Annotated in this window: 14 protein-coding genes and 1 pseudogene; 8 read left to right on the top strand and 7 right to left on the bottom strand. The window is 75.8% G+C overall.

Annotated features, from left to right (window positions below):
- Positions 1–37 precede the first annotated feature (37 nt).
- The 5 genes from ACN20G_RS01965 to ACN20G_RS01945 form a co-directional block, all read right to left on the bottom strand.
- Positions 38–2,233: a B12-binding domain-containing radical SAM protein gene (locus ACN20G_RS01965; protein ID WP_424210950.1), complete on the bottom strand. Its 2,196-nt coding sequence runs from the start codon at positions 2,231–2,233 to the stop codon at positions 38–40.
- Positions 2,230–3,603 (bottom strand): MFS transporter, encoded by a 1,374-nt coding sequence (locus ACN20G_RS01960; protein ID WP_424210949.1) that lies wholly within the window; start codon positions 3,601–3,603, stop codon positions 2,230–2,232. Before ACN20G_RS01960 ends, ACN20G_RS01965 begins: the two co-directional genes overlap by 4 nt.
- A gap of 31 nt (positions 3,604–3,634) precedes the next feature.
- Entirely contained in the window at positions 3,635–4,213 is a 579-nt protein-coding gene (locus tag ACN20G_RS01955; protein ID WP_424210948.1) for a flavoprotein, read from the bottom strand.
- Positions 4,210–5,586 (bottom strand): radical SAM protein, encoded by a 1,377-nt coding sequence (locus ACN20G_RS01950; protein WP_424210947.1) that lies wholly within the window; start codon positions 5,584–5,586, stop codon positions 4,210–4,212. Before ACN20G_RS01950 ends, ACN20G_RS01955 begins: the two co-directional genes overlap by 4 nt.
- Before the next feature lie 122 nt (positions 5,587–5,708).
- Complete coding sequence (locus ACN20G_RS01945; RefSeq protein WP_424210946.1) at positions 5,709–5,903, bottom strand: aroma-sacti cluster domain-containing protein; 195 nt, start codon at positions 5,901–5,903, stop codon at positions 5,709–5,711.
- Between the two features lie 326 nt (positions 5,904–6,229).
- Between ACN20G_RS01945 and ACN20G_RS01940 the strand changes: the two are divergent.
- From ACN20G_RS01940 to ACN20G_RS01905, 8 genes and pseudogenes are all read left to right on the top strand, one after another.
- A pseudogene (locus tag ACN20G_RS01940) lies at positions 6,230–6,433 on the top strand (response regulator transcription factor); the annotation flags it as partial.
- Positions 6,434–6,439: 6 nt separating this feature from the next.
- Positions 6,440–6,790, top strand: coding sequence for an aroma-sacti cluster domain-containing protein (locus tag ACN20G_RS01935; RefSeq protein WP_424215330.1), 351 nt, complete (start codon positions 6,440–6,442; stop codon positions 6,788–6,790).
- A 35-nt stretch (positions 6,791–6,825) separates the two neighbouring features.
- Positions 6,826–9,948: an AAA family ATPase gene (locus tag ACN20G_RS01930; RefSeq protein WP_424210945.1), complete on the top strand. Its 3,123-nt coding sequence runs from the start codon at positions 6,826–6,828 to the stop codon at positions 9,946–9,948.
- The gene (locus ACN20G_RS01925; protein WP_424210944.1) at positions 9,945–10,823 is read left to right on the top strand and encodes a S8 family serine peptidase; all 879 of its coding nucleotides are present in this window, start codon (positions 9,945–9,947) and stop codon (positions 10,821–10,823) included. Before ACN20G_RS01930 ends, ACN20G_RS01925 begins: the two co-directional genes overlap by 4 nt.
- Entirely contained in the window at positions 10,807–11,361 is a 555-nt protein-coding gene (locus ACN20G_RS01920; protein WP_424210943.1) for a GAF domain-containing protein, read from the top strand. The genes ACN20G_RS01925 and ACN20G_RS01920 overlap by 17 nt, the downstream gene beginning before the upstream one ends.
- Positions 11,362–11,367: 6 nt before the next feature.
- Positions 11,368–12,357, top strand: coding sequence for a hypothetical protein (locus ACN20G_RS01915; RefSeq protein WP_424210942.1), 990 nt, complete (start codon positions 11,368–11,370; stop codon positions 12,355–12,357).
- Between the two features lie 121 nt (positions 12,358–12,478).
- Positions 12,479–12,697 (top strand): hypothetical protein, encoded by a 219-nt coding sequence (locus ACN20G_RS01910; protein WP_424210941.1) that lies wholly within the window; start codon positions 12,479–12,481, stop codon positions 12,695–12,697.
- A 192-nt stretch (positions 12,698–12,889) separates the two neighbouring features.
- Complete coding sequence (locus tag ACN20G_RS01905; RefSeq protein WP_424210940.1) at positions 12,890–13,840, top strand: ion transporter; 951 nt, start codon at positions 12,890–12,892, stop codon at positions 13,838–13,840.
- Between the two features lie 32 nt (positions 13,841–13,872).
- Here ACN20G_RS01905 and tatA read toward each other — a convergent pair whose 3' ends face one another.
- Both tatA and ACN20G_RS01895 read right to left on the bottom strand, forming a co-directional pair.
- Positions 13,873–14,127 (bottom strand): Sec-independent protein translocase subunit TatA, encoded by a 255-nt coding sequence (gene tatA / locus ACN20G_RS01900; protein ID WP_424210939.1) that lies wholly within the window; start codon positions 14,125–14,127, stop codon positions 13,873–13,875.
- A 109-nt stretch (positions 14,128–14,236) separates the two neighbouring features.
- On the bottom strand, positions 14,237–18,139 hold the full coding sequence (locus ACN20G_RS01895; protein ID WP_424210938.1) for an AAA domain-containing protein: 3,903 nt from the start codon (positions 18,137–18,139) through the stop codon (positions 14,237–14,239).
- Between the last annotated feature and the right edge of the window lie 72 nt (positions 18,140–18,211).

The raw sequence follows: 18,211 nt of genomic DNA, 5'->3' as shown, positions 1-18,211 counted from the left end.
CTCCGTGGGCGGCCCCGCGCGCTCGGCGGCCCGGTCCTCAGACGCGGGCCTGCGTCGTCAGCATCAGTCGCAGCGCCCGGGTCAGCGGGGTGTCCGCCGTGAAGTCCACCCCCGGGGGCAGCTCCACCAGCTCCCCGTGCGCCAGCACCAGCACCGACGTGGCCCCGGGGGTCGAGGCCCCCGGCGCCGCCAGCCAGTCGCCGAACGCCGCCGAGGTCGTGTCCAGGTGCCCCTTGCTGCGCCGGCTCACCTCGGCCATCAGCTCCGGCACCCCCGTCAGCGCCCGCGCCGACGCGAACGGCACCGTCACCACCGGCTCCTCGACCAGCCGCACCCGCGGCTCCTCCTCCCGCGCCGGACCGTCCCCGGCCCGCTCCGGCATCAGCCCCCGACCGAAACGCGCGTAGTAGAGGAGACTGTGCGCTGAGTCGATGCCGCCCACGAAGGGCCGGTCGAAGGTGGTCTTGCGGGTGCTCGCCACGTACTCCTGCGGGATCCGCGGATCCGTCGGCTCCGGCCAGTGCACCTCGCCGGTGGCCCGGTCCCGCCAGGGCACGTACCTGCGGATGTCGTCGGAGACCGACTGCGGCAACAGCTCCACCCCGAACCGCTCCGGGTCCTTCGCGACGATCGACCCGGGCGTCAGCGAGAACACCCCGATGCCGGCCGTCGTCCACAGCTTCTCGTGGTCCTGGAGGAACTCGTACGTGGCCCGCGCCTCGGCCTCCGTCTCGGTGGGGAAGCCGGTGAAGCCCATCATCTGGGCCGCGATCCCGTTGCGGGCCAGCTCGGCCAGCACCTCCGGCACCGACCCGATCCGCACCCCCTTGTCGATCAGGTCCAGCACCCGCTGGGTGCCCGACTCGTAGCCGAAGGACACCGCCACGCACCCCGAGGCCGACAGCAGCTCGCCCACCGAACGCTCCGGGAAGGTCCGCTCCAACCGCAGCTCCGCCGACCAGCGCAGGTCCAGCCCCGAGTCGGCGAGGGCCGCCGCCAGCGTCCGTAGGTAGCGCGGGGACATCGCGTCCACCGCGAAGTACACCGTTCGCCCGTGCTTCGCCGCCGCCCGCAGGTCCTCCAGCACGGCCGCCACCGGACGCTCCCGCGAGGGCGAGGTGGGCCGGTCGGTGTTGAGGCCGTAGTCGCAGAACGTGCACTTGTTCCAGTAGCAGCCCCGGGTCGGGCTGTAGAGGATCACCGGCTCCGGCGCCCAGTACCGCTCCCACTCCCACACGTCGTACGCCGGACCCGCGAGCGAGGCCACGCTGCCGTACGCGATCTCCGGCGCCGGCCGGGTCCGCGTCATCACCCCGCCCACCGCGTCGAAGGCCGCATCCTGTCGGCTCGCGCCCGCCGCCACCGCGTCCAGGATCCCGATCAGCGCCGTCTCGCCCTCGCCCGGCACGATCAGGTCGGCGTCCGCGAACACCCGCCAGGGCGCCGCCGGATCCGCCGCGTACTTCACCACGTCACCCGTCTCGGTGCCCCCGAACACGATCACCGTCTCCGGCAACGCCTCCCGCACCAGCCGCGCCATCCGCAGCGCCACCGGCAACTGACTGGTGTAGTTCACCGACAGGCCCACCACCGCCCACGACCGCTCCCGCAACCGGGGCAGGAACTCCCGCGCGAAGTACTCCTCGAAGGGGCCCGCCACGGCGGCCACCACCTCCGGGTCCGCGAGGTCGGCCGTGCTGCACAGGTTGACCGTGGACTTCGCCCGCATCGAGAACCCGTCCGCCACCCCCACCGGCATCTCCAGCGCCAACAGCTCCCACCACCGGCTCATCACCGCCACCGCCTGCGCGTACGTCGGCGGGTGGTAGAACAGCTCCGGATCCTTGAACACCCCGATCGCGTCCCGCGCCGAGTGAGCCGTCAACCCCTCCGCCGCCAGGGCCTGCCGGTAGCGGATCTCGTCGTGCCGCAGCGGCGCCCCGGCCCGCGCCTCGACCTCCGCGCGCAGCGCCCGCGCCCGCTCCAGGGCCGCGCCGAACCTCGCCGGGTCCGCGAGGTACTCGAAGGCGTCCAGATTGGCGTCCACACAGCCGTACACCCCGTGCCCGGCCTCCCGCGCCGCCCCCACCAGGTACGGGATGGAGTGGTAGGGCGAGGTCGGATCGGTGATCGGCGGGTTGACCAGCAGGTACGAGGCATCCCGGACGCCCCGCCCCGGCTCCCGGCCCCGCACGGTCCTCGGCGGCAGGCCCAACGGAACGAACACGCTCATCGCGGCGACTCCTGACTGCTGTCCTGACGGATGTCCTCGCGCGGATCCGCGCGGGTGTCCTCGTGAGGGTCCAGGCCGACGGCCGGGACCGGCACCGGCGCGGGGGAGGCGTACTCGGTGCCGGCCCGGTGCCCCCGGAACGCCTTCTGCGTCAACGCCCCCAGCACCGCCAGCGCGATCGCCGCGCCCGCGACCGGGAAGAAGGGCTCCGCGCCCAACCGGCGCACCCCGAACCCGGCCACGGCCACCGAGATCGGGAAGGTTCCCATCACCGCCAGCATCACCAGGCTCATCACCCGCCCGATCAACGCCGGCGGGGTCCACACCTGGAGCATGGTGACCACGACGATGTTCTGCCAGCCGCTCGCCACCGCGTACACGCACACGCACACCGCCGCCCCCACCAGCCCCCCGGCGTACGGCACGGCGCCCAGGGCCACGCCCATCACCACCGCGAGCCCCGCGAACAGGTAGGCGGGCGAGTCCACCGGCCGGCTCCGGGCCGCCACCAGCGAACCGGCCAGCCCGCCCAGGCTCAGACAGGTCAGCAGCACGCCGTACCCGGTGGCCCCCATCCCCTGCCGGGCCAGCGCGGGCAGGGCCACCTCGATGGTCCCGTTGAACGCGAGATTGCACACCAGGGCCACCACGAGCACCACGTGCAGCAGCCGCCCCCGGCGCAACAGCTCCCGGAACGTCGGCCCCGCCGGGGCCGGCTCCTCCGCCCCGCCGGCCGGCCCCGACTCCCGCGGCGCCTCCGCCCGGGTCCGGATCCGCGCCAGCACCACCGCCGACACCAGGAAGGACACGGCGTCCACCACCAGCGCCCAGCCCGCCCCGACCCCCGCCACCAGGGCCCCGCCCAGGGTCGGGCCGAGCAGCCCGCCGGCCTGGTTGACCATCGTGGACAGCGCGTTGCCCCGCCCCAGGTCCTCCTTGGGCAGCAACGCCGGCAGCAGCGTGTACGAGGCGGGCACGAACACCCCGGAGCAGGAGCCGAGGACCACCGCGATCGGCGCGAGCTGCGCCAGGGTCGGGGTGCCCGTCAGGGTGAGCGCGGCCAGCAGACCCACCGCGACCGCCCGCACCACGTCGGCCACCAGCATCACCCGCCGGCCCCCGAACCGGTCCGCGATCACCCCGCCCAGCGGAATGGTCACCACCCGGGGGATGCCGTAGCAGGCCAGCACCGTGCCGAGCAGCACCGGCCCGCCGTCTCCCGACAGGATCAGCCAGGGCAGCGCCACCGCGTAGCAGAAGTCGCCTACGGTGGAGGAGAGTTGACCGGCCAGCAGCAGCCGGAACCCGCGCACCGCCATCGGCCCGCCGGTGAGCGCGCCCGCCCACCGCCGGCCCCCGGGTCCCGTCACGTCCCCTCCCGTCCTCGTGTGCTCGTGCCGCTCATCCGCCCACCGGGCCGACCGGCGCCCGCAGGAACTCGTCGATCACCGCGACCACCGTCTTCGGCGGCGGCAGCCCCAGATTGGGCCGCAGGTCACGGGTGGAGATCTGCCAGGCCGGCGCGTCCACCGGGTCGATCACGGCGTGTCCGTCGGCCCGCAGCCGGGCCACGTTCCGGCGCACCGGAGGCCGCTCCCACATGCGCCGGTTCATGCTCGGGAAGAACAGCACCGGGTTCTCGTGCGCGAGCAGGGTCGAGGCCAACAGCCCCGCCCCCAGGCCCTGCGCCGCCTGCCCCAGGGTGTTGGCGGTCGCGGGCAGCACCACCACGCGTTCGGCCCACGCGGCCAGCGCCACGTGCCCCACCGTCAACTCGTCCTCGCCGTCGGTGTACACGTCCGGGCACAACAGCCGCATCGTGGCGAGCGGCAGGATTCCGGTGGCCGCTCGGGTCATCACCACCCGGGGCTCGAAGGCCGCGCCCAGTTCCAGCCGCAGCGCCATCAGGTACTGCGGCAGGGCCAGCACGTTGCCCGAGCCGCACACGCCCAACAGCAGCCGGCGCGGCCCGCCCGTCACGAGGGGGTCCCGGCGGGCACCGCGAGCGGCCCGCCGGTGGGGGTCAGGCCCCCGCGCGCCGCGATCAGGTCCAGCCGGCCCTGCACGTTGAACTTGTAGCTGGGGCAGGGCGGGTGGCCCTCCTCCCACGCCTTGGGGCAGGAGCCCCCGCAGGTGGGCAGGAACACGCAGCCCGTGCAGCCGACCCCGCCGCGTTCGATCGTGTCGTTCCAGTCGTCGTAGGGCCCCACCGGGCGCAGGACCTCCGGTCCGGCGCGCTCGATGTGCACCAGCGGCAGGTCCCGTTCGGCCTCGGGCACCAGCGGGTGCTCGCTGCACGAGAAGACGTTGCCGGTGCCGCTGACGATCTCCGAGGACCGGGTGGTGGCCGGGCACACCACCTTCTTGACCTGGTTCGGCAGCACGTGCACGCCCAGCCCGTGCCGCAGCAGCAACCGGAACCAGCCCAGCTCCCGCTCGGCGAACGCGGCCCGGGTCACCTCGATCGCGGAGACGTCGTTGCCCCAGGAGTGCACCGGGACGATCGAGAAGGACACGTTCGGGCGGGCGAATCCCAGCTCGGCCATCAGTTCCAGATAGCGGGGCACGTGCTCCTGGTTGTGGGTGTCCACATTCGTGCGGAACGTGAAATGCGCGGAGCGCGAGGCGGGGTCGTCGAGAACCTCGCGGACGGTCCGCACGATTTTCCAGAACGAGCCCCCGCCGCTTTTCAGCGGGCGGTGCGCGTCGTGAATCTCCGGCGGCCCGTCCAGGGTGATCTCGAATTGGGTGACCCGGCAGTCGCGCAGCAGCACGTCGAGTTTCCGGCGGGTGAGCAGCGAGCCGTTGGTGACCAGGACCGAGGACCAGGCGACCCCCCGCTCCTCGGCGGCGGCCACGAACCGGGGCGCGAGGTCGCGGATGACGGCGTAGCCCATCAGCGGTTCGGCCCCGAACCAGTCCACGCGCGCGGCGCGGGTGGCGGGGGCGGCGATGGCGCGCAGCACCCGGTCCCGGATCCGGTCGCGGTGGTTCGCGGTGAGCCCGCCGCGGGTGTGCTCCTGCCCGCAGTAGGCGCAGCCCATGTTGCAGTAGGAGGTGGGCAGCAGGGCGATGTGCACGGCCGAGCGGTCGGCGGAGGCCCGCCGGTTGCGGTCGAGGACGGCCGTCAGCTCGTCCTGCCCGGCCGGCACGAGGAGTTCGGCGGCGCGCAGCGGGGCCGTCCACGCGGGGGCCAGCGCGCTCGGGTCGCCGGCGGCCAGGGCGCGCGCGGCGGCGGGGTCCACGGCGACCACGCGCGCGGTGCGCGTGCTGTACGCCAGGCGCACCCGTACGCCGGTGTCGTCGGCGTACTCGCGCTCGCTGAGCACCAGGTACCTGCTGACTCGGTCCATCGACGGCCCTTCTCGCTGCGCGTGTCGCTGATCTTCGGGTCCGGCGGTGCCCGCGCGCGCCGGCGTCCGGTCCGGCGGACCCGGGCGGGCCGCCGGACCGGACGCGCGCACGCGGGGCTCGATCAGCAGACGACGTTGGTGTTCGAGTCCGCCACCTGGCCCTCGACGGCCGCGGAGACGGCGCTCAGCCGGGCCTGGATCGAACCGAGGACGGCCACCTCGTCCGGGGTCAGGGAGGAGAACACCTCACGCTCGGACTCGGACAGCAGGTCCACGGGGGTGCCGGCGCGGCGCAGGGCTTCCAGGGGCTCGGACATACGTCACTCCTTGGGAGAGGGGGACTGCATCACCGGTTGGTGCACCCCGCAAGGCTGCTCCGGGCGGAACCCCCTTCCTATCCCTCAATCGACTATGCCTCGACCGGGTCGGGGCGAGCCGCGGCCCGCGGGGGCGGACGGCGGTGCGCGGGGCGCCGCGATCCGCGGCCGCCGTGCCCCCGCGCACGCCGGAGCGGCCGGATCCGGTCACCCGAAAGGACCGGAACCGGGGCAGAGGGGGCGGCGCGATGACCGGAATTGGTCAGGGTCCTTTCATGTAAATCGACTTCTTGTCCGGATCCTTGCCCGGGGCTACTCTGACTGCCGTGGGTGACGAATTACGCGTGCAGGTCCACGCTTCGAACGCCGCACCAAGCGCAAGCGATTTGACCCGACGCGAGATTCGGATCGCATCGCTCGTGGCCGCCGGTTCCTCGAACCGGCGCATCGCCAAGGATCTCTGCATAAGCCCGCACACGGTGGCGGCGCATTTGTGCAACATGCTTCGGAGGACGGGCGCCGCCAACCGCACGGAAATGATCGCGCGACTCTACGCCCAGGGCGCCCTCGTCCAGGGCACCTGGCCGCCGCTGCCCGCCGCCCCCGAGCGGAACCGGGACCGGTGGGAGGTCGCGGACGGCTCCATCGGACCGGTCGGCGTCCCGTTCGACTGGCCCCCCTACGGAAACGAGGTCCCGGTAGTCATGACCTTCGACGCCCTGCGCGCCCTGCGCGAGGCAGGCCACCCCGTGGACCTGCTGGCCTCCGAACAGCGCACCGTCCTGTCCGAGTTGAGCGAGATGGAGGTCCAGGTCCTCAACTCGGTCAAGGGCCGCCTCGACGCGGCCGCCGGAGACGTGGAGGGTCAGGACCTCAAACTCCTGTGAACGAGACGCCCCGGTGCGGTGGTTGTCGTGCGACGGTGCCGCCGGGAGCCCGGTTCTGTCCCGAGTGCGGCACCCCGCTCGTCGCGGGGGCGCCCGCCTCGGACAGCCGCAGGATCGTCACCGCCCTCTTCGTCGACCTCGTCGGCTCCACCGCCCTCGCCGAGACCCACGACCCCGAGGCCCTGCGGCGCACCATGGACCGCTACTACACGGCCTGCACCACCGCCGTCACCGAGGCCGGCGGGGTGGTCGAGAAGTTCATCGGCGACGCCGTCATGGCCGTCTTCGGGGCCTTCGCCGCCCACGAGGACGACGCCCTGCGCGCGGTCCGCGCGGCCTGCGCCCTGCGGGACGCCGTCGCCGCCCTCGACACCGGCCCCGTGCGCCTGGACACGCACTGCGGGATCGCCAGCGGCGAGGCCGTCGTCGCCGGGGCCCTCGGCGGCGCCGCCCGCGTCGTCGGCGACGTGGTCAACACCGCCGCCCGCCTCCAGTCCCACGCCGCCGCCCACGAGATCCTGATCGGCGACGAGACCGCCCGACTCGTCGGCACCCGGATCCGCGTCGAGGCCGTCGCCCCCCTGACCCTCAAGGGCAAACGCGAACCCGTGCCCGCCTGGCGGGTCCTGGACGCCGACGAGGCCGACCGGCTCCCCGACCCCGTGCCCCTCGTCGGCCGCGAACACGAACTCGCCGCCCTGCACGAGGCGTTGCGCGAGGTGCGCACCGGCCGCCGGGGCCGGCTGCTGGCCGTCACCGGGCCCACCGGCATCGGCAAGTCCCGCCTGCTGCGCGCCTTCCTCGCCGACCCCCGCCTCGCCGACACCACCGTCCTGCGCGGCACCTGCCGCCCGCACGGCGCCGGCCTGGCCCACCGTCCCCTCGCCGACGCCGTCCGCACCCTGCCCGGCGGGCCCCCCGAGGCCCTGCGCGCCCTCACCGAGGACACCCCCGCCTGCGCCGCGCCCGACCTGACCCGCGCCCGCGCCGCCCTGGACGTCGCCCTGGACCTGCGGCCCGAGGAGGGACTGCCGGTCAGCGTCGACGAGACCGGCTGGGCCTTCCGCAGGCTGCTGGCCGCCCTGGGCCGGCGCGGCCCCCTCGTCCTGGTCCTCGACGACGCCCACTGGGCCCGGGGCCCCCTCCTCGACACGGTCGCCGACCTCGCCGCCGAGACCGACACCGCCCTGCTGCTGCTGACCGCCGCCCGCGACGAACCCCGACCCGAACCCCCCGGCGGCCCGGACGCCCCCGCCGCGCCCGACACCCTGCGCCTGGCCCCCCTCGGCCGCGCGCACACCGCCCACCTCGTCACCCTCCTCGCCGCCCACACCGCCGGCGCCGAGAGCGCCGACGTGGCCGGGCAGGAGGCGACCGCCGTGCGCACCGAGGCCGAACTCGCCCGCGTGGTCCGCGAATCCGAGGGCAACCCGCTCTTCGCGGAACTCCTCCTCGAACACCCCGCCGACCGGGGCCCCGCCGCCCGCGGGGTCCCCACCACCATCCGGGTCCTGCTCACCGCCCGCCTCGACCGGCTCCCCGCCGTCGAACGAGCCCTCCTGGAACGGGCCGCCGGCGCCGGCGGCACCTTCACCGCCGAGGACGTGCGCGCCCTCGCCGACGACGAACCCGCCCTGGCCGGCCCCGCCCTCGACGCCACCCTCCGACGCCTCGTCACCGGCCGCGTCATCCACCCCCACGGGCCGCCCGGCAGCTACCGCTTCACCCGCGCCCTGGCCCGCGACACCCTCTACGAGATGACCTCCAAGGCCCGCCGGGCCCACTGGCACGCCACCCTCGCCGACCGGCTCGCCGGCCCCGCCGGAGCCCGGGGCCCGGCCGCCGAGGACGACCTCGTCCACCACCTCGAAGCGGCCCGCCGCCTGCTGGCCGAGGCCGACCCCGCCGACCCGCGACTGCCCGCCCTCACCACCCGCGCCGCCCGCGCCCTCGTGGACACCGGCCTGCGCGCCCTGCACCGCCGTGACCTGCCCGCCGCCGTCTCCCTCATGGAACGCGGCCGGGACCTCACCCCCGAGCACGACCCCGAACACCGGGTCCTCGCCGTCCGCGTCTCCGACGCCCACGCGGCCCTGGGCCGCTGGGAACGGGCCCGCGCCGCCGTCACCGAGGGCGCCCACCGCGGCTCCACCGACCCGACCGGCCGCGACACCCGCGCCGTCCAACGCCGCCTCATCGCCCTGCGCTCCGGCGACCCCGAGCCCGGCCCCGACCCCGAGCCCGCCCCCGACGACGACCTCGGCTGGTGCCGACTGCACCAGCTCGTCTCCCTGCGCGCCCTCGCCGAAGGCCGCGCGGGCGCCGCCGAGACCGCGATGCGCGCCGCCCTCACCCGCGCCCGCCGGCTCGGCGACCCCTACGAGGAACACCGCATCCTCGCCTCCATCTGCGAACTCACCCAGTGGTCCCCGACCCCGCTCGGCGCCGCCGTCGCCCTGTGCGAGGACCTCGTGGCCCGCTTCGACCAGGACCGCGCCCTCCTCGTGCCCGTCCTCCTCACCCGCGCCCGCCACCTCGCCCTCAGCGGGCACGTGGCCCGCGCCCGCTCCGACGTGCACCTGGCCCGCCGGCACGCCGTCGACCTCGGCCTCACCCTCGGCGGCCCCGCCGCCGACCAGACCGCCGGCCTCGTCGAATCCCTCGCCGGCGCCCACCCCCGGGCCGCCCGCCACTACGCCGCCGCCGCCGACGCCCTCACCGCCCTCGGCCAGGCCGGCACCGCCGGCACCCTGCGCCTGTACGAGACCCGCGAACGCCTGCGCGCCGCCGAACCCCTCGGCCCCCGGGCGACCGCCGTCCTCGCCGACCCCGGACCCGACACCCCCGCCGACACCCGCACCCGCGCCGTCCGCCTCGCCCTGCGGGCCCGCGTCGACGCCCTCGCCGGCGACACCGCCGGCGCCGTCCGCGCCGCCGAGCTGGCCCTGGAGACCCTGACGCGCACCGACGACCCCTGCCTCGTCGGCGAGGTCCGCTTCGAGACCGCCCTCGCCCTGCACGCCGCCGGGCACCCCGACCGGGCCCGACGGACCGCCGAGGCGGCCCTGGCCGCGTACCTCCGCAAGGAGGCCGGCCGACCCGCCGACACCGTCCGCGCCTGGCTCACCGACACCGCCGAACGAGAGGAGCGACCGTGACCGACCCGCCGTGGCGGCGCACGACCCGGGCCTTCGTGCCCGGAGTCCCGGCCTGGGGCGCCATGACCCGGGCCGGGACCCTGGAGGAGTTCGCCGCCGTCCCCCTGCCCGAGATCTCGCCCGACTGGGCCTGGGGGAGCGGCACCGGCGCCGGGGTCCGGGTGTGCGTCGTCGACAGCGGCGTGCAGGGGGACCACCCCCTGGTCGGCGCCGTGGACCGGGCCATGACCGTCGTGGAGAACGAGGCCGGCGAGGTCGAGGTGGTGCCCTGCGAACCCACCGACCGCGCGGGCCACGGCACCGCCTGCGCCGGCGTGATCCGCTCCCTGGCCCCCGAGGCGTCCATCTCCTCCGTGCAGGTCCTCACCGACGGCAAGTCCGGCAGCGGACCCGCCCTCCTCGCCGGCCTCGACTGGGCGGTGGAGGAGGGCTTCGACGTGGTCAACCTCAGCCTCGCCACCACCCGCCCCGCCCTCACCGCCCGCCTCCACGAACTCGTCGACCGCGCCTACTTCCGCCGCTGCGCCCTGGTGGTCTCCGCGCACAACCGGCCGGTCCCCAGCTACCCCTGGTCCTTCTCCTCCGTCATCTCCGTCGCCAGCCACGACGAGGACGACCCGATGACCTACTACTACAACCCCTCCCCGCCGGTGGAGTTCCACGCCCGGGGCGTCCGCGTGCCCGTGGCCTGGCCCGGCGGCGGCACCATCCGTTCCACCGGCAACAGTTTCGCCGCCCCGCACATCGCGGGCCTGTGCGCGCTGATCCTCGGCAAGCACCCCTGGCTCACACCGTTCCAGCTCAAGACGGTCCTGTTCCTCTGCGCCGGGAACATGACCGGCAGATACGGAGGTGCGCATGACACTGCCCGCTGACGACGCCACACCCACCGAGCGGCGTCTGCTCCGGTCCATCGTGGAGGTCGCCCGGCACGCCTTCGGCGCCGCCGCCTCCTCGATCTTCCTCGTCGACCCCGACACCGGCGAGCTCGTCTTCGAGGCCGTCGCCGGCGAGGGCGACGACCGTCTCGTCGGCACCCGCTTCCCCGCCGGCACCGGCATCGCCGGCTGGGTCGTGGCCTCCGGCCAGACGATGCTCGTCGACGACCTGCGCGAGTCCAAGCACTTCGCCGGGGACGCCGCCGAGTCCACCGGCTACGTCCCCAACAGCATCATGGCCGCGCCCCTGTTCGGCGACGACGCCTGCATCGGCGTCCTGGAGGTCCTCGACCGGGGGGTCCACGAGGTCCGCGAGATGGCCGACGTGGAACTCCTCGACCTCCTCGCCGACCAGGCCGCCATCGGCCTCGAACTCCTCACCCGCCTGCGCGCCACCGGACCCGACCGCCGCGCCGAGAAGGCCCTGCGCCTGTTCGCCGTCGCGGAATCCCTGTTCACCGGCCGGCACGGCTGAGCCCCGGTGCCCGAACCCTGCGTGCTCTTCCTCGGCAGGCGCGGCGACCGCGAGGCCCGCGAGGTCACCGCCCTGCTGCACGGCATCGGCGTGCCCGTGCGCCGGCTCGACGCCGACGACCTGCCCGCCCTCGAACTCGACCCCGGGCGGGCGGACGGCACCCTGCGACTGGCCGGCCGGTCCCTGCGGCCCACCGTGGTGTGGCTGCGGCACTTCTCCGCCCGCGCCGCCCCCGTCGCCGACCCCACCGGCGACGGCGGCGGCCCGATGGCCTACCGCGACGCGTGGGGGGTGCTGGCCCGTGAACTCGCGCTCGCCGCGCCCCAGGCCCTCGGCGCCACCGACCCCGGACCCCTGGCCCAGGCCGCGCGGGCCCGGGAACTCGGCGTCCGCGTCCCCCGGGGGCTGGTCACCACCGACCCGGCGGCCGCCGCCGCCCGGCTGCCCGCGCGCCGGTACGTGCTCAAGGTCCTCGACCGGCACGTGGTCGAGCCCGCGCCCGGCCGGCTGGCCTGGTACCTGCCCCGGATCACGGACCGCGACGGGCTGCGCGAGCCGTTGGGCCTGCCCCCGGGCACCCCGGTGGTGCTCCAGGAGCACGTGGACCACGACACCGAGCACCGGGTGTACCTCACCGGCGGGGAACTGCACGCCTTCGAGGTGACCAAGGACGATCCCGGGGACATCTGGCACCGGCCCGAGCGGGTCACGGTCCGCGCGGTGCCCGTGCCGCCCGCCGCGGCCGCCGCGACCCGGGCCCTGGCCGCGTCCTGGGGCCTGCGCTACGGCGCCTTCGACTTCCTCGACGACGCCGGGGAGCCGGTGTTCCTGGAGGTCAACGCGCACGGGGACTGGCACTGGTTCGAACGCCGCGCGGGCGTGGACACCGTCACCCGGGCCGCCGCCCGCACCGTCCGCGACCTGCACCGCGGGGCGGCCGGCGGGGCGGCGGGCCCGCTGGACCTGCTCGCGTTCCTGGGCGCGGGACGCGGCTGAGGGGCGGGCCGCCGGCCGGGGGTTTCGGCCGAACTCGCGGGAACGGGAGCGGAGTACGGAATTCCGCCCCTATGCTTCTACAGACGTGTAGATACAAGCGGTTCTCGGGGAGGAGTTCGTGATGGCGTCGATCGATCTGGGTGGGGTGCTCGACAAGGGCTGGGCCGACAAGAGCGCGGCGGAGGTGCTCGCGGCGCCGGTCTCCGCCCTCAAGGGGGTGTCCGACCGGCAGGGCGCCCTGCTGGAGGAGGCGTTCGGGGTGCGGACCGTCGCCGATCTCGCCGCCCTGAAGTACCCGCGCTGGGCGCGGGCCCTGGCGGAGTTGGACGCCGCGAAGTAGTCGTGGGTCGGGCGGGGTCGGATCGCTCCGGGGGAGAGTGTCCGACCCCGCCCGTGTCGTGCGATGGGGGTGCTCGACCCGCGTCACTCTACAGTGTTGTAGAAGTGCTTCCGAAGTGATCATCATGTCAACCGGCCCGGTGGGGGCGCGGATTGACGGAGGGTCGACGATCCGAGGGAGCGAGAAGCCGCGATGTCCGAGCATCCGAGGGAACCGGAGGCACCCGCGTCCGCACCGCCGGCCGGGTCCGCGTCAGGGGTCCGCGCACGTCTGGCCGGCCGGTGTCGGCTCCTGACCGAGGCCCGCTGGTTCGCCCTCCTCGTACTGGGCGTGATCCTCGTCAACGCGCTGCTGCTGGGCGCCGAGACCTACAGCGGCCTCGTCGCCGCCTGGTCGGGCCCGCTACGGATCGCCGAACACGCCTGCCTGGCCTTCTTCGTGATCGAGATCCTGCTCCGCCTCGGCGCCCACGCCGACCGCCCGCGGGCCTTCGCGCGCGACCCGTGGAACCTCTTCGACCTCGCCGTCGTGGTCTGCGCCTTCCTGCCCTTCGTCCGCGAGAACGCCACCGTGCTGCGGCTGCTGCGCCTGGCCCGCGTCCTGCGCACGGCCAGGTTCCTGCCCCGACTGCGGATCGTGCTCGTCGCGGTCGGTCGCAGCCTGCCGGGCACGGCCGGGTTCCTGTTGGTGGGCGGGCTCGTGGTGTACGTGTACGCGATGGTGGGCTGGGTCTGCTTCGGGGAACGGGAACCCGAGCACTTCGGCTCCGTCGGGCGGGCCGCCCTCACCCTGTTCCTGCTCGTCACCCTCGACGGCATCGGGGACGCCGTCCGCGCCGGCCTGGAGATCTCCCGCTGGAGCCTGCTCTACTACGGCAGCTACGTGCTGCTGTCCTCGTTCGTGCTCGTCAACGTGCTGATAGGGGTGGTCCTCGGCTCGCTGGAGGAGGCGCACGCCGAGGACCGACGCCGCCGCGAACGGACGGGGGAGCGGGCCGACGGCACCGCCGAAGCCGCGGTCGGCGGCGCCGATGGCGGGCCCGCGCTCGCCGACCGGATCGCCGAGGTCCGGGTCGCCCTCGACGCCCTCGAACGCGACCTGGCGCGCGCCCACGCCCCCGGACCGGGCCCGCGCGCCGACTGAAGTCCCGGGCGGGCCGTGCGCGGGCAGTGCCGTCAGGCCCCGCGGCCGTCCTCGCGGGGACGCGCGGCGGGGCCGTCGACGACCACGCCCTCGATCACCGGGGAGCCCGCGCCGCCGGCCGCGCCGGCCGCCGGGCCCTTCGACCCGTCCGCCTTCATCGCCTTCGCCTCGGACTTCAGGATCCGGGCCGACTTGCCCAGCGAACGCGCCAGCTCGGGCAGCTTCTTGGCGCCGAAGATCAGGACGACGACGAGGGCGAGGATCGCGAACTCACTGATACCGAACACGGGAGGGGCCTCTCGACGCCGAGGAGTGGGGTGGGTCCGGCCGGGCCGGCCACGCAGGAATCTACAGCACTGTAGAAGCCGGGGCCGGCCCCGACGGAGCCGCCCCCGCTCAGTGTCCCACCGGACCCCAGGTCTCCCGGTCGCGCACGTGCTCGAAGACCTCCAAACGGCCCGCGAGCACGTCGAAATGGGCCAGCGGAGCCCACAACGCGCGCTCCCCGATCACGTACAACCGCCGTTTGGCCCGGCTCGCCGCCACGTTCACCAGACGCGGGTCGCCCGCCGCCCACCGCCGGGCCCCGGGCCGGTTCCCGCCCAGCACCAGCACCACCACGTCCGACTCCTTGCCCTGGGCCCGGTGCACGGTCGCGCAGTGCTCCTCCCGCAGCTCCCAGGTCCACTCCGGCCGCTCCGCGCACACCGCCACGCACTCCTTGACCAGGGCCCGGAACGGGGCGATGATCCGGATCCGCTCCGGCGCCACCCCCGCCCGGCGCAGATGGTCGAGGACGAACACGAACGCCTTGCGGTCCCGTTCGCCCCACGGCGCGTCCGGGTCCCGCCCGGGATCGCCGGTGTCCAGCCAGCGGCTCGGCAACAGCCCGTCGCGCTCCTCGTCCGGGAACGGCGCGGACGCCGTCCCGTGCACCATCATCCCCCCGTACGCGACCTCGTTGGCGATCGTGAACATCGGCTCCTCGCACCGCCGGTGCACCCGCAGCGGCGCCCCCACCCACACTCGCCCGTCCTCCTCGGCGGGCGCCGGCAGCAGGGTCCCGTACCGGTTCACGCGGTCGGCCAGGGACTGCGCGGAGCCCGCCGAGGGCAGCCACTCCGCGCCCACGCCGTGCGCCGCGAGCAACCGGCGCTGCAACCCGACCGGCATCGTCACCACGGGCTCCAACTGGAGCGGATCACCCACCAGCACCGCCCGCCGGGCCCGCCACAAGGCCCCCACCGCCGCCTGCGGGGCCGCCTGCCCCGCCTCGTCCACCAACACCCAGCCCAGCGACTCCCGCCCCAGCCGCGCGAACATGGCACCCACCGAGGAGAAGGTCGTGGACACCACCGGGACCAGCAGGAACAGGGTCTGCCAGGCCCGCAGCACCTGCTCCGCCGGATACGCGCGGTCCCGGCCCTCCAACGCCTCCACCAGCACCCGCAGATTGCCCCACACCACCGCGGCGTTGGCCGCGACGAAGGAACGGTGCAGGTCCAGGGCGCGCAGGAACAGCTCGGAGCGCGCCGCGCCCCAGTCCTCGTCCGTCCACGGCGAACCGGACTCCCGCTCCGCCTCCGACAGGTCCTCCCAACCCAGCGGCAGCGAGGGCAGCGCCCCGGCCGCCGCGATCAGCTCGGCCCGCCGCGCCCGCAGCGCCGCCCGGGCCCGCTCGTGTTCCGCCGCCTCCCGCGCCCGCGCCTCGTGGGCGAGCCCCACCGTCGTCGCGCTCCGCTCCCGTTCGCGACGGGCCGCGGTCTCGGCCGCCCGCGCCGCCACCACCCGCACCCGCGCCGCGTCCACCGCGGCCCCGTCCCGGGCCGCCGCCTCCAGCGCCGCGGACTCCAGCGCCGCCGCCGCGCGCACCCGCGCGAGCGCGGTCTCCAGGGCGGCGTGCCCGGCGTCGATCCGGTCCAGCAGGCCGGCCCGTTCGGCCGCCGCCGCCCGCGACTCGGCCTCCCGCTCGGCCGGACTCCGCAACAAGCGGCGCAGCCCGCCCCGCAGCCCCCGCCCGGCCGGCTCGGGCTCCTCCAGCAGTGCGGTCAGCCGCCCGATCAGCCTGCGGTGGTCCTCGGCCACCCGACGGGCCCCCGACAGATCGGCGCGCGCCTCCTCCACCGACAGCCGGGCCCGCGGCACGGTCGCCCCCGCCCGCGCGTGGGCCTCCTCGGCCACCCGGACCTGCGCCACCCGGTCCGTGACCTCCGCCGCGGTCCGACGATGAGCCCGCTCGGCCTCCCGCACCCGCTCCTCGGCGCGCGCCAGCGCCTGCGCAGTCGGGGCGAGCGCCGCCTCCCGCCCCGACTCCGCCTCGGCCAGCAGCCGCTCCCACCGCAGCCGGGGCTCCCGTCGCCGCTCCACCTCCGCCAGCGCCGCCCGGAAGGCGGCCACGGCCTCGGCCCACGGCAGCACCTCCGGCGTGCCCGGTTCCCGCTCCGGCGGCCCGTCGGCGGGCTCCCGGCGGGCCCGCAGCCAGGACTCCATGCCCACCAGCGGCGGCGCGCCGGCCTCCTCGCGGGCCTCGGCCTCCTCGGCCGGCAACCGGCCCCACCAGAACCGTTGGACGAACTCGCGCCGGTTGCCCCTGTTGCCGAGCACCGCCGCGATCAGCCCCCAGGCCGGCTCCCCGCCGAGCAGCGCCCCCGCGAGATCGGCGAAGTGGTCCGTCTCCGACCGCCAGGGCTCCGCGAGCGCGCCCCGGGCCGGGAGTTCGGCCGTGATGTTGCGCACCGCCCCGTTGTTGGACGAGGCCACCACCATCTCGAAGCCCGCGAGCCGCGGATCGAGACCCCGCACGGTCCTCGGGTACCCCTGCGGATCCCGTCCCTTCCAGGGCGTCCCCGTGAAACCCCGGCGCGGATCGTCGAACCCGGCGAGCACCCCCGCCCGCTCCACCACCAGCGCCGCGATCAGATCGCGCAACATCGTGGTCTTGCCGGTGCCCGGCGGCCCGTTCACCGAGAACAGGCCCCCACCGGCCGGCCCCGACAGGTCGGCGAGCATCCGGTCCACGGCGAACTGCTGCCCCAGGACCAGCGGGAACCGCGGCGCGGTGGGCCACCGCCCGGCGGGCACCAGCCCCGGTGCCACCCCCGCCAACACCACGCCCGGCTCCGCCCGCAGGTCCACCCGGTCCGCCCGGCGCACGTCCGCGCCCGGGGTCAGGTACGCGCCGAGCGCCGCGCCCGCCCCGTCCGCCGCCACCGCGTCCCGGACCCGCCCCAGGTCCGAGGGCAGCAGACTGTTGAGGAACGGGGCCTCCGGCGTCGGCCCCGGCCGCTTCACGGGGCGCCGCACGAGGGTGCTGCGCACCCGGACGGTGCGCGGGGCCAACAGCTCCGTGACCCCGCAGAGCTCGGCGATCTGCGCGGAGAGCGCCACGAGGTCGGCGAACGCGACGGGCCGGGCCCCGGAGCCCTCGACCGGCACCTCCTCGGCCGCCGGGGCCGCGGCCGGGGCGGGCGCTCCCGCCCCCGCGCCGGGGGAGGGGGACGGGGCGGGACCGGCGGGTCGGCGGCGGGCCGCCGCCCAGTCGGCGGCCCGCCGCACCAACGGCTCCGCCGCGCCCTGCACCAGGGCCCCGGCCACCCCGCCGAACAACATGCCCACCGCCGCCACCGCCGCGCCGCCGAGGATCTCCGCGAGCAGTCCCTGCCAGCCCCCGCCCGCCCCCTCGCCGCTCCCCGCACCGGCCGGTTCGGGCGCTCCGGCCGGTGTGGCCGGTGCGGGGCGTTCGTACCAGAGCGGCGCGGCCGTCAGATCGTCGACGGCCGTCCCGAACGCCTCGTCCAGGTCCTCGAACCCGTCCAGCCACCCCGGCGCGCCCGGACCCGGGTCGAAGAGCCGGCCCGCCGCCCAGCCCGCCGCCGAGATGACCGAGGTGCCCTCCACCGGACGCCCGTGCTCGTCCAGCACCAGCGCGAACATGGCGCTCTGCCCGGTCAGCTCCAGGTCCAGGGCCGGCGCCCCCGAGTCCGGGTCCGTGCCGGTCGGCAGACTCGCGACCATCGCCAGCCGCAGCCGCTCCAGGTCGAAGACCCCGCCGTACACCTCGTGCCGCCACATCCGCCCGCGCGGGGCGCGCCCGGCGCCCGTCACCGGGTGCCCGGCCGCCCACGGCAGCCCGGGCAGCCGGCCGCCCGGGGCCGGCACCAGGTCCACGACCTGCCCGTCCCCGGGGCGCGGGCGCCGGGGACGGGCCGGGATCACGGGCGGGGCGAAGAGTTCCACGGCCCGCCAGGAGTCGATCAGATCGGTCTGCCGGCGCCGTTCCCGCGCCCCGTCGCCACCCATGCGTGCCCCCGTGTCACCGTCTCTCAGGGCCCGGCGCCCCCGTGGCGCCGTCACCCGAGTGGATCATTCGCC

The organism is Streptomyces dryopteridis (assembly GCF_049606955.1).
Classification (GTDB): domain Bacteria; phylum Actinomycetota; class Actinomycetes; order Streptomycetales; family Streptomycetaceae; genus Streptomyces.
Note: the sequence above shows the minus strand (reverse complement) of the source record. Positions and strands in the feature narration are given on the sequence as shown.